Origin of the sequence: Bacillus halotolerans, from assembly GCF_001517105.1 — a bacterium.
Lineage (GTDB): Bacteria > Bacillota > Bacilli > Bacillales > Bacillaceae > Bacillus > Bacillus halotolerans.
Window position 1 is genome coordinate 1 of the sequence record NZ_LPVF01000010.1, and the last position, 23,948, is coordinate 23,948.

At 46.1% G+C, this 23,948-nt stretch carries 6 protein-coding genes and 2 pseudogenes; all 8 read left to right on the plus strand.

The window, feature by feature from the left end:
• Positions 1 to 3,588, plus strand: a pseudogene (fenE, locus tag AU387_RS10860) (fengycin non-ribosomal peptide synthetase FenE); the annotation flags it as partial.
• Between the two features lie 25 nt (positions 3,589 to 3,613).
• Positions 3,614 to 14,411 (plus strand): annotated as a pseudogene (gene fenA, locus AU387_RS10865) (fengycin non-ribosomal peptide synthetase FenA).
• A gap of 32 nt (positions 14,412 to 14,443) precedes the next feature.
• Positions 14,444 to 18,268 (plus strand): fengycin non-ribosomal peptide synthetase FenB, encoded by a 3,825-nt coding sequence (gene fenB, locus AU387_RS10870; RefSeq protein WP_059335668.1) that lies wholly within the window; start codon positions 14,444 to 14,446, stop codon positions 18,266 to 18,268.
• Positions 18,269 to 18,391: 123 nt separating this feature from the next.
• Positions 18,392 to 18,784 (plus strand): DUF1360 domain-containing protein, encoded by a 393-nt coding sequence (locus AU387_RS10875; RefSeq protein WP_010334451.1) that lies wholly within the window; start codon positions 18,392 to 18,394, stop codon positions 18,782 to 18,784.
• Between the two features lie 144 nt (positions 18,785 to 18,928).
• On the plus strand, positions 18,929 to 20,464 hold the full coding sequence (locus tag AU387_RS10880; protein ID WP_059335669.1) for a glycoside hydrolase family 10-like protein: 1,536 nt from the start codon (positions 18,929 to 18,931) through the stop codon (positions 20,462 to 20,464).
• 331 nt (positions 20,465 to 20,795) lie between these two features.
• Positions 20,796 to 21,026, plus strand: a complete 231-nt coding sequence (locus AU387_RS21500; RefSeq protein ID WP_063623053.1) for a TetR/AcrR family transcriptional regulator — start codon at positions 20,796 to 20,798, stop codon at positions 21,024 to 21,026.
• Positions 21,027 to 21,105: 79 nt separating this feature from the next.
• The gene (locus tag AU387_RS10890) at positions 21,106 to 22,248 is read left to right on the plus strand and encodes an acyl-CoA dehydrogenase family protein (RefSeq protein WP_059335671.1); all 1,143 of its coding nucleotides are present in this window, start codon (positions 21,106 to 21,108) and stop codon (positions 22,246 to 22,248) included.
• Positions 22,249 to 22,289: 41 nt separating this feature from the next.
• Positions 22,290 to 23,939, plus strand: a complete 1,650-nt coding sequence (locus AU387_RS10895; protein WP_059335672.1) for an AMP-binding protein — start codon at positions 22,290 to 22,292, stop codon at positions 23,937 to 23,939.
• Positions 23,940 to 23,948: the final 9 nt, after the last annotated feature.

Genomic DNA, 23,948 nt, shown 5'->3' on the forward strand with positions numbered 1-23,948 from the left:
GCTTACGAACATCAGGATTACCCGTTCGAAGAGCTTGTCGATAAGCTCGGCATGACAAGGGATATGAGCCGAAATCCGCTGTTTGATGTGATGTTTGTGCTTCAGAATATGGACCAAGAATCCATGCAGCTGAAGGACCTGTGTCTCCGGCCCGCAACAAATGTGGAACATCAGGTCTCAAAGTTCGATTTAACCCTATATGCGTACGAGGAAGCTAATGGTTCTATGATGTTTCAAGTGGAATATAGCACTGATCTCTATCAGAAAAATACGATTGAAATGTGGCTTCAATATTTAATGAATATGCTGCGCGCCATCATCCAAGACAGCGAAGCAGCACTTGGAACAATACATGTATTGGACGAGAATGAAACCCATTTCCTTATCCATGAACTCAACTGTACAAAAAGAGAGTATCCGAGACATGAAACCATCAGCAGGCTGTTTGAGTTACAGGCTGCACAAACGCCTGATGCCATAGCTGTGGCCGGCGATGAACAAACATTAACGTATAAGGAGCTGAACATCCGGGCAAACAGGATTGCTGCTGTTCTTCGGAGAAAAGGGGTTGGACCTGAAACTGTAGTTGCATTATTGACAACACGAACTCCAGAAATTGCAGCAGGAATGCTCGGCATTTTGAAAGCTGGAGGAGCCTATCTGCCTATTGCTAAGGATCTTCCCGCTGAACGAATATCATATATGCTGTCTGACAGCGGTGCAAAAATACTCCTTCAATCTGAAAAAGCAAACAATCAACGATTAGACTTAGAGCTTAAATGTGAGAAAATCGTCATCGAAGAGATTCAAGGGCAAGGAGAAACGAAGAACTTTGAATCTCCAGCAGGGCCACATTCACTCGCTTATATCATCTATACCTCGGGATCAACCGGCAAACCGAAGGGTGTCATGATTGAGCAGCGAAGTGTGATCCGTCTTGTCAAAAACAGCAATTACATTGAATTTACACCTGAAGACCGGCTTCTGCTGACTTCTTCACTCGGTTTTGATGTCGTTACATTTGAAATACTCGGGCCGCTGCTAAATGGCGCTGCTTTGCATCTCACAGATAAAGAAACATTTCTGGATTCCCATCAGCTTAAGAGATACATAGAACAAAACGGAATCACCACAATGTGGCTGACTGCATCTCTTTTCAACCATTTAACAGAACAGAATGAGAAAATATTTTCCCGGCTCATAAATCTGATTATTGGCGGAGAAGCTCTGTCAGCCAGTCATGTCAATCGAATCAAGCAAGCATGCCCGGAATTGTCAATCTGGAACGGATATGGGCCGACTGAGAATACAACATTTTCGACTTGTTTTCACATTGAAAAACTGTATGAACATTCTATTCCGATCGGCCGGCCGATTGGTAATTCAACCGCATTTATCTTAAATAAATGGGGAATGCTGCAGCCGATCGGAGCTGTCGGTGAACTGTGTGTCGGCGGAGATGGTGTGGCAAGAGGCTATCTTGGTCGACCAGACCTGACGAAAGAGAAATTTGTGCCAAATCCATTTGCGCCCGGCGAACAAATGTACCGTACCGGTGATCTGGCACGCTGGCTACCGGACGGCACAATTGAATATGTAGGCCGTGTCGATGATCAGGTAAAAATAAGGGGGTACCGGGTTGAGCTCGGTGAGATTGAATCAGCGCTTCGTCATATAGACGGTGTCAAAGAAGCAGCCGTATTGGCGCGAACAGGACAATTAGGCACCAAGGAGCTTTACGCCTATATAAGCGTAAAAGAGGGTACTGATGCTGAACAAGTGCGTACTCACCTTTCTCAAATGCTGCCAGGCTATATGATGCCGGCCTATGTGATAGAAATGGATGCTCTCCCGCTCACTGCCAACGGAAAATTGAACCGAAAAGCACTGCCTGAACCAGATATTACATCTAAACAAACGTACGTCCCGCCTCGAAATGACCTTGAAGAACAGCTTGCGATCATATGGCAGGAGGTTCTCGGGACACAGAGGATCGGAATAGAAGATTCATTTTTTGAACTAGGCGGAGATTCAATTAAGGCTCTTCAAGTATCCGCGCGCCTCGGACGTTATGGATGGAGCTTGCATGCAAGCGATTTATTCCGCCATCCCAAAATAAAAGATTTATCAGCAGTCATCCGGAAGACAGAAAGAGTAATAGACCAAGGATCTGTTCAGGGAGCTGTTCCATGGACACCTATTCAGCATTGGTTCCTCTCTCAGGATATAAAAGAAAGACACCATTTTAACCAGTCTGTCATGCTGTTTAGCCCTGATTGTTTGTCGGAAAATGCACTGCGCGCATCATTAAAAAAACTGGCAGAGCATCATGATGCCCTGCGGATGATTTATCGGGAAGATAGCGGACAACAGATGCAAATCAACCAAGATATTCATGAATCCAAACTGTACAGCTTAAGGATTTCTGATTTTTCAGATTCGGGAATCGATTGGGAAACGAGCATTAAAGAAGAAGTGGCAAATCTTCAGCAAAGTATCAATCTCCAACAAGGACCATTACTGCATGCCGCTTGGTTTAAAACGCTGTCCGGAGATTATTTATTTCTCACGATTCATCATTTGGTCGTTGATGGGGTATCATGGAGAATTTTACTGGAGGACCTGTCAGCGGCATATCATCAAGCAGCTTCAGGACAGGCTATACAGCTTCCGCCTAAAACAGATTCCTATCAGGAATACGCACGGCGAATTCAAGATTATGCCCAAAGCAGCAAGCTGATTCGCGAGGAAACGTACTGGCGGACGGTTGAAGAGGAACAAGCAGCGGAACTGCCATATGAAATGCCTTATATGGAGAATATGAACAGCAGTGAAAGGGAAACATTGCGCTTTTCACTCACTGAAGCAGACACCGCGGTCTTGCTGCAAAAGGTAAACCACGCTTATGGAACAGATACACAAGATATTCTATTGACGGCGGCTTCCTTAGCGATTTGTGACTGGACAGGGGGCAGCAAGCTCCGTATGGCAATGGAGGGACACGGAAGAGAACACATTCTGCCGGATTTAGACATCAGCCGGACGGTTGGCTGGTTTACATCCATTTACCCCGTCCTTATTGACTTTGAAAATCAAGCGGATGAGCTTGGAACCGCAGTTAAAACCGTGAAAGATACATTGGGCCGGATACCGAACAAAGGGGTAGGGTACGGCATGTTGAAATATCTTACACCTCCCGAACATAAAAGCATGGTGTTTTCAAAAACACCTGAAATCGGCTTTAACTATTTAGGGCAGTTCAACGACATAGAAAGTCAAGACCGTTTCCGCCCATCCGGTCTTGGGAGCGGTAAGGACATCACTCCTACTTGGAAGCGGGAGCAGCTTATTGAGATGAGTGCGATGGCAGCAGAAAATCAGCTTCATTTTCAGCTCAGCTATCCTCCGGCACGGTTTCACAGGGGTACAATGGAGCGGCTCATCACCATGATTGAATGCTATTTGCAGGATATTATGAAACACTGTGCTGAAAAACAGAACACAGAAAAGACGCTGAGCGATTTCAGCAGCCAATCATTAACGGCAGAGGATTTGGACAGTATATCCAGCTTGGTGGAAGACTTGTAGAAAATCGTGACAGGGAGATATGAACATGACAAAAGCGAATTCAATTCAGGATATTTATCCGCTGTCTTATATGCAGGAAGGAATGCTCTTTCATTCCCTCCTGCAAAAAGATTCACGGGCATATGTTGAACAAGCCTCTTTTACAATAGAGGGAGAAGTCAATTTGCAGTTTTTCCAAGAGAGCATCAATGCTTTAGTAGCAAGACATGACATTTTCAGAACGATTTTCATCAGCCAAAATGTCTCTTCACCTCAGCAGGTTGTCCTGAGGGAACGGAGTGTCAGTGTACTGGAGGAGGACATTGCTCATTTAGATGAAGCGGGCCAATCTGCGTTTGTCGAACGAATAAAAGAAAAGGACCGCGCCAAAGGGTTTCATCTGCAAAAAGATATGCTCATGCGCATCACACTTATTCGAACCGGAATGCGGCAATATACTTGTATTTGGACCTTTCATCACATCATGATGGACGGCTGGTGCCTCGGCATTGTACTAAAAGAATTCCTTCAGATTTATGCATCAAAAATAAAAGGGGCTCCATTATCATTGGAGCCCGTTCAGCCATACGGAACTTATATCAATTGGCTGATGGAGCAAGACAAAGAGAAAGCTGTTTCCTATTGGGACAATTATCTTTCCGGCATTGAGCAGCAAACCTTGCTCCCGAAGCAGAAAAAAACAAAGAGCACAAGCAGGCAGGAGCAAATTACATTTTCATTTTCAAAAGAAGACAGCAGCAGGCTGTCAGAGCTTGCCGTAAGAGAAGAAGTCACACTCAGTACAATTTTCCATACTCTATGGGGAATTCTTCTTCAAAAATATAACAATAGTGATGACGCGGTATTCGGTTCTGTCATTTCAGGAAGGCCCTCAGACATTGAAGGAATTGAACAAATGGTCGGGCTTTTCATCAACACGATTCCCATACGGCTGCATGGATCAAAAACGCCATTTTTACAGCTCGTAAAAGACATGCAAAAGGATCGCCTTGCTGCAGAAGCATACAGCTACCATCCTCTATACGAGATACAGTCCCGTTCAGCAGTCAAGCAAGGTTTGATTGATCACATTCTTGTATTCGAAAACTATCCGGTGCAGAAAGAAATAGAAATGCTGAACAGCCAGGAGCTTGATTCAGATCTTTTTCAGATTCATAACTTTACAGTAGCGGATGAAACCAATTACAGCTTTTATCTTATGGTGGCGCCAGCGGAAGAAATCCATATAAAAATGAGCTATGATGCAGCACTGCACGACCGATCCTTTGTGCTTTCTGTTAAGGAGCATCTTTTGAACACTGTTTCCCAAATCTTAGATCATCCGCATCTCTCACCCGAAGACATCGATATCACAACAGACACTGAAAAGCTGCAGCTGATTGGGGAAATCAAAGATCACAAACCAGTTTACGAAACCATCCATGCCATGTTTGAAAAACAGGCAGAAAAGACGCCTGACGCGCGGGCTGTGATTGATCAAGCGCATTCTCTGACCTATAAAGAATTGAACGAATCCGCCAACAGATTGGCACGGCATTTGCGGAAAAAAGGCGTTATGAGGCAGGAACCTGTCGCAATCATGATGGAACGCTCAACTGAGTTCGTTACAGGTATTCTCGGTATATTGAAGGCTGGAGGCGCCATTGTTCCAATCGATCCCCATTATCCGTCTGACAGAATAAATTATATTCTGAATGACTGCGGCTGCTCTCATGTCGTTTCACAAGCGCATTTTGCACCTTTGCTTGAGACTGGCCTGAATGTTATCTATATGGAAGATATTCAAATCGAAGACGGCAGCTGCTTACATTCAGTGAATAGTGCGGACGACCTGCTCTATATGATTTACACATCAGGCACAACAGGAAAACCAAAAGGCGTTCAATTTGAACATCGAAATATGGCTAACTTGCTGCAGTTCGAATTCACTCGCTCTGGCATTGATTTTGAAAATGATGTTTTGCAATTTGCAACTCCTGCCTTTGACGTCTGCTATCAAGAAATATTTTCAACATTGCTGGGAGGCGGCACACTTCATATCGTGCCAGAAGCTATAAAAAGAGACGTACCTCAGCTGTTTGCATTTATAAAAGAGCATCAGACGACTATTGTGTTTCTCCCAACGGCTTTTATCAAAATGATTTTCAGCGAACAGGAATTTGCGAACGCGTTTCCTCATGATGTAAAACACCTGATTACAGCCGGTGAGCAATTAATCGTTTCCAGTCTTCTCCAAGATGTTTTGCGCCAGCGCAGCATGTACTTGCACAATCATTATGGACCTTCAGAAACTCATGTAGTGTCGGCATATACCATACATCCGGGTGACCAAATTCCGGAGTTTCCTCCGATCGGAAAACCGATTGATTGTACTGATCTGTATATTTTAAATCGCCAAAAACAGCTGCAGCCTCGGGGGGTATCAGGAGAACTATATATTTCCGGTTCAAGTGTCGCCAGAGGTTATATCAATAACGATAAACTGACGCGAGAGAAATTTTTACCCGATCCCTTCAGGTCCGGAGCGGTTATGTACCGAACGGGAGATGTAGCGAGAATTCGTGAAGACGGCAGCTTTGAATATATCGGTCGAGCCGACGATCAAGTGAAAATCAGAGGTTATCGAATCGAGCCGCAAGAAATAGAAATCGCGTTAATGAATCATCCAGAGGTCAAAGAAGCTGCTATTCTTATCCGGCAAAATCAAGGTGAAGAACATGAGTTATGCGCTTATTATTGCAGTATGCACAGGCTGGATTCCTCGGCTTTACGACAATATCTGGCAAATAAGCTCCCGGAATATATGATTCCGGCCAAATGGGTCTGGGTTGACAGCATTCCTTTGACGCCGAACGGAAAAGTCGATCAATCAGCTCTTCCAAAACCGGAAGCTTCAATCAGCAGTAATACATACGCTGCTCCGCGGAACCTGTTAGAGGTAAAGCTTTCGCAGCTGTTTGAAGATGTGCTGAAGGAAGCCCCGATCGGCATTCACGACAACTTTTTTGACCGCGGCGGACACTCGTTAAAAGCAACGGTGCTTGTGTCGCGAATCGCCAAGGAATTTCATGTTCAAGTCCCGCTGAAGGACGTATTTGCCCATCCGACAGTGGAAGGATTGGCTCTCATTATTCGACATGCAGAGGAAAATCCCTTTGCGTCGGTTGCACAGGCAAAAGAACAACCGACGTACCCAGTATCATCAGCTCAAAAGCGGATGTACGTGCTCCAGCATCTAGATAATGGAGGAGTCGGCTACAACATGCCGGCAGTTTTAGAACTGGAAGGGAAGCTTGATCGCGAAAAACTGGCTGCTGTATTCAAGGAACTGATCAGCCGGCATGAGCCGCTTCGAACGTCCTTTGTGCCGGGAGAAGATGCCGAGCCCGTACAGCGTATTCACAGTGAGGTTCCGTTCACGTTAAGTGAAGAAGCCTCTGCTGCTGGATTTGTCCGTCCATTTGACCTCAGTCAAGCGCCGTTATTCAGAGCTGGCCTTGTGAAACTGGCGAACGAGAAGCATTTGCTGCTGGTGGACATGCATCATATCATCTCCGATGGTGTATCCGTTCAGCTTTTAATCCGCGAATTCACTGAGCGCTATGCAAATCGGACGCTTAAGCCGTTACGAATCCAATATAAAGATTACGCCGTTTGGCAGCAGGAATTTCAAAAGGGAGACACATACAAAAAGCAGGAGACTTACTGGCTGAGACAGTTTAGCGGTGAGCTGCCGGTGCTCGAGCTCCCAACAGACAAGCGCCGACCGGCAGAACGGAATTTCACAGGCGGCAAAGTTTTATTTCAAATGAATGAAGAAATCACGTCCCGCCTGAAGGAGCTAGCCCGCAAAAATGAGAGCACGCTGTACATGACGCTACTCGCATTGTATTCAGCTTTTTTGTCGCGGTTAAGCGGTCAGGAAGACATCGTGATCGGTTCACCTATTGCCGGACGCCCGCATGCCGATCTTGAAGCAGTCCTTGGTATGTTCGTCAATACATTAGCGCTCCGGACGCACCCAGCCGGCAATAAGACATTTACGGATTTTCTGAAGGAAGTCAAGCAGACTGCACTGGAAGCCTATGAGCATCAGGATTATCCGTTTGAAGAGCTGGTTGATCAACTCGGTGTGCAGCGGGAAATGAGCCGGAATCCGCTGTTTGATACAACACTTGTGCTGCAAAATATGGAAAAGCAAACGCTGAAAATGAATGATTTGCTGCTTAGATGGAACGATTTGCAGCATCCGATATCTAAGTTCGATATTTCCCTGTATGTCACAGAGCATGAAGCTGAGCTGTACTGTCAGTTTGAATACAGTACCGCTTTGTTTGAAGAAGATACCGTTCAAAGGTGGGCCGGCCTTTTTACGACACTTGTGGAAAACACAGTTTCCAGTCCTGACATGGAATTGGACGATATTCCGATCCTGACTTTAGAAGAAGAAAGGTCTTTCATTGACTCATGCCAGCCGCTTGAAGAGACAGGCTATCGGTTGAAACAGACCCTGCACCATGCACTCGAACAGCAAGCGGCAAAAACACCTGACCAACCGGCCGTGATCGTTGAAGACGAAGAGATAACCTACAAGGAATTGAACGAACAGGCTAACCGTGTAGCCTGGGAGCTGATCGACCGGGGAGTAAAAGCCGAAACGACTGTTGCCATTATGGGAAGGCGTTCCCCTGAAATGCTGATCGGGATTTATGCGATTCTAAAAGCAGGCGGTGCTTATCTTCCTATTGACCCGGATTATCCAGAGGAACGGATCCGCTTTTTGCTGAAGGACAGCGATTCTGACATTCTCCTTATTCAATCTGACAATCTAGACATTCCGGCTTTTGATGGAGAAATCGTTCATCTCAGTCAATTAAACAGCGGGCTGAAACGTCGTCTGTCCAATCCAAATGTTGAAGTCTATCCGGATTCTTTAGCCTATATGATTTATACATCCGGCTCTACTGGAAGACCTAAGGGTGTACAGGTTGAGCATCAATCTGCAGTGAATTTTTTAAATTCCCTTCAGTTCCGCTATCCTTTGAACCAATCGGACGTCATTTTGCATAAAACGTCGTATTCCTTCGATGCTTCGATATGGGAGCTGTTTTGGTGGCCGTACGCTGGCGCCTCTGTTTATCTGCTTCCTCAAGGAGGCGAAAAAGAACCTGACATGATATTGAAGGTCATAGAAGAACAGCAGATTACAGCGATGCATTTTGTGCCTTCTATGCTTCATGCGTTTTTAGAATATCTAAAAAATGGCCCTGTACCGATCAAAACGAACCGGCTGAAGAGGGTGTTTTCTGGAGGCGAACAGCTGGGGGCACATCTTGTCTCTCGGTTCTGTGAATTGCTGCCAGATGTTACATTAACCAATTCCTATGGGCCTACCGAAGCTACTGTAGAAGCGGCATACTTTGATTGCCCGCTGGATGAAAAACTTGACCGCATTCCCATTGGCAAACCTATTCATCATGTCAGATTGTATATTCTGAACCAGAAGCAGAAGATGCTGCCTGCTGGATGTATCGGAGAATTGTATATCGCCGGAGCCGGCGTCGCCAGAGGCTACTTGAATCGTCCGGAATTAACAGAAGAACGTTTTCTTGATGATCCATTTTATCCGGGTGAACGCATGTACAAAACGGGTGATCTGGCGCGCTGGCTCCCAGACGGACAGGTTGAATTCCTCGGCCGTCTGGATGACCAGGTGAAAATCCGCGGCTACCGAATTGAGCCGGGAGAAATTGAAGCGGCGCTCAGAAGCATTGAAGGTGTGCGGGAAGCGGCTGTAACCGTTCGTACAGAAAGCGGCGAGGCGGAATTATGTGCGTATGCGGAAGGACTCGGCAGAAATGAAGTGCGCAAGCAGCTTGAGACTTTGCTTCCGGGCTACATGATCCCTGCTCATATCATTGAGATGGAACAATGGCCGGTTACCCCAAGCGGAAAGCTCGACCGAAAAGCGCTGCCTGCTCCTGACGGAGCGGCAGATCGGGAAACCTACACAGCGCCGAGAAATCTGACAGAGATGAAGCTTTCCCAGCTGTGGGAGGAAGTGCTGAAAAGCGGCCCTGTCGGCATTCACGACAACTTTTTTGACCGGGGCGGCCATTCCTTAAAAGCCACCGCGCTTGTCTCCCGGATCGCCAAGGAATTCGGCGTCCAAGTGCCGCTGAAGGATGTGTTTGCCCATCCGACAGTAGAAGGTTTGGCTTCTGTCATCAGCGAAGGAACGGAAAGTCCGTATGAAGCCATTAAGCCGGCTGAAAAACGCGAGACCTACCCGGTTTCCTCCGCCCAAAAGCGGATGTATGTGCTCCAGCAGCTGGAGGATGGGGGCACAGGCTACAATATGCCGGCAGTCTTGGAGCTGGAAGGAAAGCTGGATCTTACAAGAATGGAGGCCGTATTCAAAAAGCTGATCAAACGCCACGAGTCACTGCGCACGTCCTTTACAACGGCCGCAGACGGCGAGCCTGTTCAGCGCATCCATGACGAAGTGCCGTTTACATTCCGCACCTCTGTGCTCGGCGGACAAACTGAACAGGAAGCCGCGGCAGCGTTTATCCAGCCATTTGAACTCAGCCAAGCTCCGCTGTTCCGAGCGGGGGTCGTCAAGGTATCAGACGGGCGGCATCTATTACTGGTCGATATGCATCACATTATTTCAGACGGTGTGTCAGTCAATACGCTCATTCGGGAATTCGGGGAGCTGTACGCCAATCAAGAGCTACCTGCGCTTCACATTCAATATAAAGACTATGCCGTATGGCAGGAGGCCTTTAAAAAAGGAGACACGTACAAGACGCAGGAGGTGTACTGGCTGAAGCAGCTCGAAGGCGAGCTGCCCGTACTGGACCTGCCGGCTGATTACGCCCGGCCGCCGGTGCGAAGCTTCGCGGGTGATCAAGTCTCATTTATGCTCGATCAAGAACTCACAGCCGGACTTCACAAACTCGCACGCGAGAACGGAAGCACCCTGTACATGGTGCTCCTGGCAGCTTACACAGCGTTATTGGCGCGCTTAAGCGGACAGGAAGACATCATCGTCGGGTCACCAATTGCCGGACGTCCTCACAAAGACCTTGAGCCGATACTTGGAATGTTCGTCAACACCCTGGCGCTTCGGACACGCCCGGAGGGCGGTAAGCCATTTACGCAATTTTTGCAGGAAGTGCGCGAGACTGCATTGGAAGCTTACGAACATCAGGATTATCCGTTCGAAGAGCTTGTCGACAAGCTCGGCGTAACAAGGGATATGAGCCGAAATCCAGTGTTTGATGCGATGTTAGTCGTTCAAAATACAGAGCAACAGACTTTTGAGCTGGCTGACATACAACTCCAGCCGGCCGGCGTTTCTCATCATGTTTCTAAGTTTGATATCACATTGCAGGCTTCTGAGGGTGACGAGCAAATTCATTTGAAATTTGAATATTCGACTGCACTTTTTCAAGAAGCAACGATAAAACAATGGACATATCACCTGACAAAGTTGCTGAGTCATATTGTCAAAAATCCGAACACACGTCTTAACAATATCGACATTCTGACTCATGAAGAGCGAAACAAACTGCTGAATGAGTTTAACAGCGGGCAAGAAAATGAACATAAAGTGCAAACAATCGATCAGCTGTTTGAAAAACAAGCAGCGCTGACTCCGAATGCTCCTGCACTCGTCAGCAGAGAAAACACGCTCACCTATCAGGAACTGGACGAATGGTCCAATGGCATTGCATGGGCCCTGCGAGACCGCGGGGTTAAACCGGACACACCAGTCGGAATTATGATGCCTCGTTCATTCAGCATGATTGCAGCCATTCTGGGCGTTTGGAAAGCCGGCGGCTGTTATGTGCCGATTGATCCGGAATACCCGGCGGAACGGAAACGCTATATACTGGGCGACAGCCGAACCAAACTGCTCATCACTTTACCTGCTGCGGACCAAGAAGCACTTAAAGATTTTGAAGGTGAGATATTCGCCATAGAGAACGCGAAGACATACGACGGATCACCGCTTCCGCAAGTGTCACGCCCTCAGCATTTGGCTTATATCATTTACACTTCAGGAACGACAGGCCAGCCAAAAGGAGTGATGGTCGAGCATAAAGGAATAGCCAACACCCTGCAGTGGCGGCGAAATGCTTATGCTTTGAATGAGACAGACACAGTCCTTCAGCTCTTTTCTTTTTCGTTTGACGGCTTTTTAACAAGTATGTTTACACCGCTTTTGTCAGGTGCAAAGACAGTGCTGCCTGATGAAAACGAAGCGAAAGATATTTTGTCCATTAAGCATGATCTATCTCATCATCGGATTACACATATGATTATCGTCCCTGTTTTATATCGGGCACTTTTGGACGTCATACAGCCGGAAGATGCGAAGACGCTTAGAGTAGTCACGCTTGCAGGAGAAGCAGCTGACCGGGAATTGATAGACCGCAGCATGGCAATATGCCCGAATACAGAGCTAGCAAATGAATATGGGCCGACAGAAAACAGTGTGGCAACCACAGCCATGAGACATATGGAACGGCAGAAAAACGTATGCATCGGCCGGCCGATCGACAATACTGAAGTGCTGATTTTAAACGGGGATCAGCTTCAGCCAATCGGCGTTGCCGGCGAGCTTTGCATAGCAGGAACAGGGCTTGCGAGAGGGTACGTCAATCTTTCGGAACTGACAGCAAAAACGTTCGTTCAGCACCCATTCCAGCCCGAAAAACGGATGTATCGAACAGGTGACGCAGCCAGATGGATGGCAGACGGTACAATCGAATACTTAGGACGGATGGACGATCAAGTCAAAATCAGAGGCCACCGTGTAGAAACGAAAGAAATTGAATCGGTTATCCGCCGTATAAATGGAGTAAAAGAGGCTGTTGTCCTTGCTCGAGAAACAGCGCCTGCTCAAACCGAATTATGTGCTTACATTGTGGCAGAGCAAGACTTTAATACAGAAATGCTGCGTGCCGAATTAAATAAACAGCTGCCTTTATATATGATGCCGGCGTTTATTCAAACGCTGGACTCGCTTCCTTTGTCACCAAATGGCAAGCTGGATCGCCGGGCACTTCCAGAACCTGCATTCAATCAAGTACGTACATTTCATGCACCGAACAGCGAGATGGAACAAAAACTGGCAGATATATGGGGTGAAGTGCTCGGTGCAGAGAAAATCGGAATTGATGATTCGTTCTTTGAGCTCGGCGGAGATTCCATTAAAGCGTTACAGGTGTCAGCTCGGCTTCATCGAATCGGGAAACAAATGTCGGTTAAAGATTTATTCAGCCATCCGACCATTAAAGAACTGGCAGCTTATATCCGTGATTCCGATACTAGTGCCAGCCAAGCTCCGGTTGAAGGGGAAGTACAGTGGTCACCGGTTCAGAAATGGTTCCTTTCTCAAGATATAAAAGAGAAACACCATTTTAATCAATCTGTTATGCTGCACCGGAGCACCTCCATCCAAGAAGACGCGCTGCGCAAAACGTTAAAAGCCATCACAATCCACCACGATGCGCTGCGAATGGTGTTCACACAGTCTGAGCAAGGCAAATGGGTTCAATATAATCGGCCGGTCAGTCATTCAGACGACGCGCTGTACAGCCTACAGATCATCAATCTTAAAGGTTCAGAAGTCAATGAATATGAATCTCTGATTAAACATCATGTACGTGACATTCAGCAGAACATCAATTTGGAAAAAGGGCCGCTATTGCAGGCCGGACTTTTCCGTACAGATGATGGAGACTTTTTGTTCCTAACGGCTCATCACTTCATCGTTGACGGCGTCTCATGGCGTGTCCTGCTGGAGGATTTGGCAACCGGATACCGTCAGGCTGTAAACGGAGAAGACATTGATTTGCCGCCTAAAACAAGCTCTTTCAAAGCATATACGGAAAAACTCGCTGACTATGCTGAAAGCCGTCAGCTTATGAAACAGCTCTCATATTGGCGCGAAGCTGAAGAGTATCAGGCAAAAGCACTACCGTTTGATCAAATGGACGCTCAAACGGCAAATGAGAGAAAACGGGACACAGTTTCATTCTCTCTAAATACAAAAGAGACGGAGGCGCTTTTAAAACGTGTCAACAGCACATATAACACAGATACGCAAGATATGCTGCTGGCTTCCGTGATTCTAGCTTTGCGGGATTGGACAAACCAATCCGCCGTCAAATTGTCATTAGAAAGCCACGGACGCGAGGATGTGTTAGACGGTATAGATGTCAGCCGCACGGTTGGATGGTTTACCGCCATTTATCCATTATTCGTCAAACTAGATTCAGACTTGACCGACAAGGATCAAGAAGAATACTTGGTTCATGTGTTAAAAACAACAAAAGATACACTGAGACGCGTTCCGGACAAAGGATTCGGCTACGGTGTACTCAAATATTTGACCCCGCCTGAGAAAACTGGCGTCGATTTCACCGGCACGGCGGACATCAGCTTCAACTATCTGGGTCAATTTGAAAACAGCCGTACAACTGAAGCGCCTGATGAAAACACCTTCTCGTTTTCTCCGCTCGGGACCGGAGAAGATATCAGCACTTCTTGGAACCGTGAGCAAACGCTTGACATCAGTGCGATGGCAGCAGAAGGAAAAATGACAGTCAACATGACGTATGAAACATCCCGTTTCCAGCATAAAACAATCGCACAGCTTTGTGAGAATTGCCATCACTACTTACTGAAGCTGATTGATCACTGTCTGAACAAAACAGAAACAGAAAAAAACCATCAGCGATTTTGATGATCATGAACTGACCGAGGACGCGCTCCAAGAAATCGCTGATATGCTCAGTTTTCACTAACTAATGAAACCGTATAGAAAGGTGCAGGCGATATGGTTAAAACCAAAAAAATCAAGAATATTTATCCTCTGAGTCATATGCAGGAGGGAATGCTGTTTCATTCCTTCCTCCATAAAGAGGAGGGAGCTTATGTTGAGCAGTCGCTCTTTACGATAAAAGGAAGCCTCAGCTATGAGATATTTCAGCGCAGTATTCAAGCCATCATCGACCGCCATGATATTTTCAGAACTGTATTTCTGCCGCACGTCCCCAATCTGTCGGGGCCTCGGCAGGTCGTGATGACAGAACGGAATTTCCATTTGCACACTGAGGACATTTCCAGCCTGCAAACGAATGAGCAAAATGATTATATTGAACAGTTTAAGGAGAAAGATAAGAAAAAAGGGTTTGATTTGCAAAAAGACATGCTGATGCGGATTTCTCTGCTCAAAACAGCGGAAAATGAGCATGTCTGTGTCTGGAGCCACCATCACATCTTAATGGACGGCTGGTGTCTCGGAATCATTCTGCAGGAATTTATGCAAATCTATCAATCTATCCATACAGGAAATCACCTTGCTTTGGAGCCTGTTCGTCCCTACAGCACCTATATTTCTTGGCTGACAAAACAAGACAAAGAAACGGCAGCAGACTACTGGCGTGCTTATCTGAAAAACTACAGCACCCCCTCACAGCTGCCTCGGGTGACGGACAGAGAAGCAAAAGAAGGGTATTACCGTGAAGAATTAATTTTCACTCTAAATCAAAAGCTGACGGACAAGCTGAAAGAGACCGCCAAACAAACAGGCGTCACGCTTGCCACCTTTATTCAAACGGTCTGGGGTGTCATGCTCCAGCGCTACAACCGAACGGACGATGTCGTTTTTGGCGCGGTCGTTTCAGGCAGACCATCTGAAATTCCGGGTGTTGAGTCAATGATCGGATTGTTTATCAATACAGTTCCGGTTCGTGTTAAAACAGGCAAAGAAGAAACGTTTGCAGAACTGCTCAGCCGCTGTCAACAAGATATGCTGGACGCTGAGCCGTTTACCTGCCATCCTTTATTCGATATTCAGGCAAACACCGCCTTAAAACAGGAACTGATTGACCACATTATTGTCTTTGAAAATTATCCGTTACAGCAAAAAATGGCTGACTCAGCTGATCAGATTGATTCACCTCTGCAAATAGACAATGTAAAAGTGTCTGAACAGTCAGGATACAATTTCAACCTTGTCGTTGCTCCCGGTGATGAACTCGTCATCAAGTTCAGCTATAATGCGCACGTGTATGATGCTGCCTGGATGACCTGCATCCAAAGACAGCTGACTCAAGCGTTACAAGCCGCTGCAGATCACCCTGACATTCCCGTTGCAGACTTTTCCTTTCTTGATCCGAAAGAAAAAGAGCAGATTTTAACACAATGTAACGACACTTCGACGGCATATCCGAAAAACAAAACAGTGATAGATATATTCCGCGAACAGACAGTAAAAACACCAGATCAAACAGCTCTGGTTTACGGAAATAGGTCCATTTCGTATCGTGAACTCGATCAAAAATCGGATGCACTGGCCAGAACATTGTATGAAAACGGGCTGCGCCGAAACGGAACAGCCGGTATTTTGGCTGGTCATTCTCCTGAATTCATCATTAGTGTACTGGCTGTTTTAAAAGCAGGGGGGACATACCTTCCTCTTGACGCGGAGCTTCCGCCTGAACGGATCAGCTATATGCTCGGCGAAACAAAAGCCGCTATTCTGATTGTTCAAAAAGGACTGGAGCCAAACACAGCGTTTGCAGGAACCTTTATTTCTGCAGATGCGGAGGCGATGATTGAAGAACATACGAAACCTTTGGAAATCGTCACTGGCCCGGATGATCTCGCGTACATCATGTATACTTCCGGTTCGACAGGCCGGCCTAAAGGCGTCATGATTACCAATCGCAATGTCGTGTCCCTTGTTTGCAACAGCAATTACACATCAGCTTCTGTAAATGACCGGTTTATCCTGACAGGGTCCATCAGCTTTGACGCCGTCACCTTTGAAATGTTTGGAGCGCTTTTAAAAGGAGCAACGCTGCATATCATTGATAAATCAACAATGCTGACACCAGATCGTTTTGGCGCGTATTTAATTGAAAACAACATCTCTGTGCTGTTTTTGACAACCGCTCTTTTTAATCAGCTGGCACAAGCTCAAGCTAATATGTTTCACAGGCTTCATACGCTATATGTCGGGGGCGAAGCGCTGTCGCCTGAGCTTATAAATGCTGTCAGGCGCGCGTGTCCGAACCTTTCGCTTTATAATATCTATGGACCGACAGAAAACACGACGTTTTCAACCTTTTTTGAAATTAAAAGAGACTATGCCACTCCTATCCCGATCGGGAAACCGATCAGCAATTGTACCGCTTTCATCTTAGATGCAAAAGGATGTCTCTTGCCAATAGGCGTTCCCGGAGAGCTATGTGTGGGCGGTGACGGGGTGGCAAAAGGCTATTTAAACAGAGATGATGTAACAGCTGCCGTTTTTTCTCCTGATCCTTTCATATCTGGAGAAAGAATATACCGTACCGGTGATTTGGCGCGGTGGCTGCCTGATGGGAACCTAGAATATATCAGCCGGATTGACAGACAGATTAAAATTCGCGGAAAACGGATTGAACCCGCTGAAATTGAAGCGCGGCTGTTAGAAATCGAAGGGGTCCGTGAAGCAGCAGTTACTTTGCTGGAAACAGATGGAGAGGCGCAGCTATACACGCATTATGTTAGTGATGAAAGCAGAAACGAAAAGGAAATTCGCGCTGCATTGGCACGTGTGCTTCCTGACTACATGATTCCGCAGCGCTGGGTTCGGGTTGACCGTATGCCGCTTACCGGAAACGGAAAAATCAATCGCAGCGCACTCCCTGTTCCAGAAAACGAGTCTGAAAATCGTCAGGACCTCACACCGCCCAGAAACTGGGTCGAACAGGAATTGACGCAAATTTGGAAAAGCGTACTCGGCGTTAAAACGATCGGAATACATGATGATTTCTTCGCTCTTGGCGGACATTCACTAAAAGCGCTTCAAGTGATACACATGCTTAAACATCATCAGCATGTTGATATACCGATTGATGTCTTATTCGAAAATCCGACGATCGCCCAGCTTGCGGAAAAGCTTTATTCTAATCAGCTGTCAGCGGCCGGTGAACAGCATGTGATCCAACTGAACCAGCAAGGCGGAAAAAACCTGTTCTGCTTCCCGCCGATTTCAGGCTTCGGGATTTATTTTAAAGACCTGGCATTGCAGCTGAATCACAAAGCAGCCGTGTATGGCTTTCATTTTATTGAGGAAGACAGCCGCATCGAACAATATGTCAGCCGCATTACCGAAATACAGCCAGAAGGGCCGTACGTTCTATTAGGCTACTCCGCGGGCGGAAACTTGGCTTTTGAGGTTGTACAGGCTATGGAGAAGAAAGGATTAGAAGTCAGTGACTTCATTATCGTAGACGCCTACAAAAAGGATCAGTCTATAACAGCAGATACCGAAAACGACGACTCAGCCGCATACCTGCCGGAAGCAATCAGAGAAACAGTGATGCAGAAAAAAAGGTGCTATCAGGAATATTGGGCTCAGTTAATAAATGAAGGCCGCATTAAATCAAACATTCATTTCATTGAAGCTGGCATTCAAACCGAAACGAGCGGGGCTATGGTATTACAGAAATGGCAAGACGCCGCTGAGGAAGGCTATGCTGAATACACCGGGTACGGCGCGCACAAAGACATGCTGGAAGGTGAATTTGCTGAAAAGAATGCAAATATTATCCTCAATATTTTAGACAAGATCAATTCAGATCAAAAAGTGCTGCCAAATAAGCATTAAACAAATACTTGCCGGACAGAAGCGTATCTCTGTCCGGTTTTCTTTTTGCAAGAGAGTCGCGCATAAGAATGGATGCAAAAAAGCGGGGAATGATAACATCATCCTTTTTCTTGGAGGCTTGTCATGGAACATCTTTCTTGGCTTACTTTTTTTATGCTGATACTGGCGAGTTACAGGCTGACACACTTAATTGTATTCGACAAAATTACAGAATTCATCCGAAAACCTTTTATGAAAAAGAAAAGAACCGTTGATGCAAACGGGCACGTGAATGAAAAAAACGTGCCGGCCTCAAACTTTGGCTATATGTTAAATTGCTACTGGTGCGCCGGCGTTTGGTGTGCCATCCTGATCGGGCTTGGCTATCTTTTTTTACCTGATATCGCTGTTCCGGTGATTTTCATATTATCGATCGCAGGCGCACAGGCCATTCTTGAATCAGCTGTCGGCGTAGGCGTAAAACTCGTAGACGTGTTAAAAAGTGTCCAAATTCTCATAAATGATAAAAAGTCCTAAAGCAGGGTAAAGAGGCTTCGGGACTTTTTTACGTTCAGCCGGTTATAAATCCGGTTTCTTCAATCCGATTAAGCACCCTTTTACAGCCCGGGAATACCGTAATAACGAATAGTGAAAGCGATGTAATGGGGGAGAAGAAACAGAATGAAGGGTTGTCAAAAGCCGATTGTACGTATTCTTGTCAGCTTGCTCATCGGAACGTTAATCATCTCCGTTCCGTATCTGGCCAAAGCACAAACGGACAGGGAACTGAGAGCCGTATGGATTGCATCCGTACTAAACCTTGATTGGCCGTCAAAAAAAGGCTTATCGATTGAAGCGCAAAAACAGGAGTATCTCAGCCTGCTAGATGACGTTCAGTCAATGAGAATGAATGCCGTCATTGTTCAAATTAAGCCGACGGCCGATGCCTTTTATCCGTCCGCTTACGGGCCTTGGTCTGAATATTTGACTGGTGTTCAAGGAAAAGACCCAGGTTATGATCCGCTCGCTTTTATGATTGAAGAAGCCCATAAACGAAATCTTGAATTTCACGCTTGGGTTAATCCTTACCGCATTACGATGAACCATACAGATCTCAATAAATTGTCTGATGATCACCCGGCAAGAAAGCATCCGGACTGGGTCGTGGCTTACGGAAAGCAGCTTTATTATAATCCCGGCATTCCTGAAGCAAGGGATTTTATCGTCGAGGGCATTGAAGAAGTCGTAAAGCATTATGACGTTGATGCCGTTCATATGGATGATTATTTTTACCCTTATAAAATAGCCGGACAGGAATTTCCTGATACCATACAGTATGAACAATACGGGAAAGACACGTTTCCCGATATTGATGACTGGCGAAGAGATAATGTAAACCAGCTTGTCAGCCAAATCAATCAAACAATCAAAGCTGAAAAACCATATGTCAAATTCGGCATCAGTCCATTCGGTGTATGGAGAAACGCAGAAGACGACCCAACCGGATCGAATACCAAAGCAGGCGTCAGAAATTATGATGACCTTTATGCAGATACGAGACACTGGATCCAGCAAGGCGACATCGACTATATTGCCCCGCAAATTTACTGGAGCATCGGCTTCAACGCAGCCGCTTATGACGTGCTGGCTGATTGGTGGAGCAACGAGGTCAAAAACAGACCCGTTCATTTATACATCGGGCAGGCAGCCTATAAAATCAATAACAATTTTGACCCGCCTTGGTCCGACCCTGAAGAATACGCCAAACAAATCAACCTCAACCGTCAGCTGGAGCTGGTGAAAGGAAGCATGCATTTCAGCCTCAAAGACCTCAATAAAAATCCGCTCGGCATCAAAGACAGACTCATTACCGACCTGTATAGTCAGCCTGCATTGGTACCCGAAATGCCTTGGCTCGACAGCAAAGCGCCAAAAAAACCGAAACTGACCAAAGTAACCGCAGACGATAACGGAAACCTCCTGCACATACAAGACCACCCATCAAATCGAAAAACAAAGGAAACAGCCTATTATGCAATATACAGAGCTGAAGGAAAACAGGAGCAAACATTGCTGGCCACAGCAAGAAAAACAAGCGACAAGCAAACCTTCCTGGATGACACGGCAGAACCAAATAAAACATATTCGTATTATGTCACGTCCGCAGACCGGCTTCATAACGAAAGCAAGGCCTCGAAAAGAAAAATAAATCAATAGCCCGCAGAGAGACGGCTGTTTACTAGCCGTCTTTTTCAACAAATTGCATTTTTTATGAATGAGACAAGAAACGTATTGCCGGTGCTGAATTACTAAGAGAAAATGATTTTTAACGATTTCCTGTATTGGAATCTGAGCATTTCGTATTAAAAAAGATCGAAGAGACACACTTGCAAAATGTATTTTCAATCTATGATCATGACGAAGTATTTGAAAACTGCGGCATCATTCCTAAACATAACATAAAAGACAGTACATAAAATGATTAGCCATTTTGATCGAGATGATCAGAAAAAAGCGGGGGATTTATAAGAAGTATCAAGGAACTACAATGACGTTAAAATCAGTTGCCGAACAAGCAAATGTTACGCAAGGAACGGTTTATTATCATTTTCGCACAAAAAAGAACCTGATGCTGGAGGTGGTTCGTCATGTGTGCGACAGTTCATGGGCAAACGTAAAGAACAATCAGCGTCCGCCAATCGAAAAGCTAAAATCAGCAAAAGCCCGAACGAATGAAAATGCTTATTATCACCGTTTAATTTTAATGCTGACGTTTTAATTTTCAGACTTCTTTTGTCAGGGAATGATTCCTGAATTCACTTAATAGGATGTTACAAAGATGTGAAGGAGGAAACCAAGTGAATTTTGAGCTGACAAAAGAACAGCAAATGGTTCGTGAAATGGTAAAGGATTTTGCAAAGAAAGAAATTGCTCCTCACGCAGAACATGTAGATCAAACGGGTGAATTCCCGATACAAACGTTTCAAAAAATGGGTGATCTCGGACTGATGGGCATCCCCTTCCCTGAGGAATATGGAGGATCAGGCGGAGATACGATTTCCTATGCCTTAGCTGTTGAAGAAATCGGCAAAGCATGCGGCAGTACAGGATTAAGCTATGCAGCTGCAGTTTCACTCGGTGCAAGCCCTCTATATTACTTCGGGACAGAAGAACAAAAACGGGCGCATTTGATTCCTCTGGCTTCCGGAAAAGCACTCGGATCATTCGGCCTGACAGAACCAAATGCCGGATCTGATGCAGGAGGCACGCAAACGAAAGCGGTGATAGATGGTGATGAATATGTGATTAACGGCGAAAAATGCTGGATCACAAATGCCAGCTATGCACGTACGGTGATTGTGACAGCAGTGACAGGCAAAAATGAGAGCGGAAATAATATCATCTCCGCATTGATTGTTCCGACTGACACACCCGGCCTTACGATAACGAGCCCGTACGATAAAATGGGCGTGCGCGGATCAAATACAGCGGAAATTTTGCTTGAGGATGTCCGTGTACCCGCAAGTTACCTGCTCGGCGACCCTTCAAAAGGATTTAAACAGTTTCTTCATACCCTAGATGGCGGACGTATTTCTATTGCCGCTCTTGCAGTCGGCATTGCCCAAGCAGCACTTGAAGCCTCCTTAGCCTATGCGAAAGAACGAAAGCAGTTCAGACAGCCGATCTCTTCCTTTCAGGCCATTCAGTTTAAACTTGCCGACATGGCGATGGAAATCGATCTTGCCCGGCAAATGGTATTAAAAGCTGCCTGGCTGAAAGATCATAAGCGCCCGTTTACGAAAGAAGCGGCTTATGCCAAGCTGTTTGCATCTGAAATGGCAACAAGGGCATGCAACCAAGCGATTCAAATTCACGGCGGTTCCGGCTACATGAGAGAATATGCGGTTGAACGGATGCTGCGGGATGCAAAATTGATGGAAATTGGAGAAGGCACATCAGAAATACAGCGTATCGTGATCGCCAGACAGCTTCTGAAATAAAATGTAAACGCTTTCTGATCTCGTGAAAGGAGGACCGTCACATGTCCGAACTCATCCATTGCACAATCGGCAGGCTGCTGGAACAAACGGCAGCAGCCTATCCTGATCAAGAAGCGGTTGTCTATCCCGACCGGAATATTCGCTACACGTACGCGCAATTCAACAGGCTGTGCCGCCAAACCGCTAAAGGTCTCATGGGGATGGGGATTGGAAAGGGAGACCACGTAGCCATATGGGCCTCGAATATACCGGAATGGCTTGCTGCTCAATTCGCCACCGCAAAAATCGGGGCCGTGCTCGTTACCGTAAATACAAATTGCCAATCCCAAGAGCTTGATTACTTGCTGAGACAATCAGATGCGGATGCACTTATCGTCATGAATTCATATCGCGGCACTTCTTATACTGAGATCCTGAACAGCTTAATTCCCGAGCTGAAGGAAGCAGAGCCCGGGCAGCTGCAATCAGAACGCTATCCGTGTTTAAAAACATTGATTTATATCGGTGAAAAACGTTTACCTGGTATGTATCATTGGGACGATACAGAGATGTTGGCACAAACAGTGTCAGATGCCGAGCTGGAAGCAAGAATGAGCAGCCTTGAAAAAGATGATGTCATTAACATGCAATACACGTCAGGAACGACAGGATTTCCTAAAGGAGTGATGCTAACTCATTTTAATGTCATCAACAACGCCGCAAATATCGCTGAATGTATGAAATTAACCTCATCTGACCGCATGTGCATCCCGGTTCCGTTTTTCCATTGCTTCGGCTGCGTGCTTGGCGTTTTGGCATGTGTGTCCGTCGGAGCAGCCATGGTACCTGCTGTAGAATTTGAACCTGCCACAGTCCTTACAACGGTTGAAAACGAGACATGCACAGCACTGCACGGTGTTCCGACGATGTTTATCGCGGAGCTTCATCTTCAAGATTTTGATTCTTATGATCTGTCATCGTTGCGAACAGGCATCATGGCAGGATCATCCTGTCCGAGTGAGGTGATGAAAGCTGTCATTGAAAAAATGGGCATGACAGACATCACAATCGCCTACGGACAAACGGAAGCTTCGCCGGTGATCACACAAACAAGAGCTAATGATTCCTTCCAAAGAAGAGTGGAAACAACCGGCCGAGCCTTGCCAGAGGTCGAAGTGAAAATTGTAGAGCCCGGCACGTTTAATGAGGTTCAAAGAGGCGTACAGGGAGAGCTTTGCACCCGCGGCTATCATGTGATGAAGGGCTATTATAAAGACGAAGAAGCTACCCAAAAGGCAATCAACCCAGAAGGATGGCTCTTTACCGGTGATCTCGCTGTGATGGATGAAGACGGATACTGCCGCGTCACCGGGAGATTAAAAGACATGCTCATCAGAGGCGGTGAAAACGTTTATCCGAGAGAAATAGAAGAATTTTTATACCGCCATCCTAATATTTTAGATGTACAGGTAGTTGGTGTGCCTGACGAAAAATACGGGGAGGAGGCAGCTGCCTGGATTAAGCTGAAAGAGGGAAAAACAGCTTCACCCGAAGAGCTGAAAACCTATTGCAAAGGGAAAATCGCCCGCCACAAAATTCCGCGCTATTTCATCTTTACAGACGAGTATCCTATGACGGCCTCAGGCAAAATTCAAAAATATAAGCTGCGTGAAAAAACGATTCAGCTGTTTCGCTTACCATCAAGTCAATGAGGGGTGATT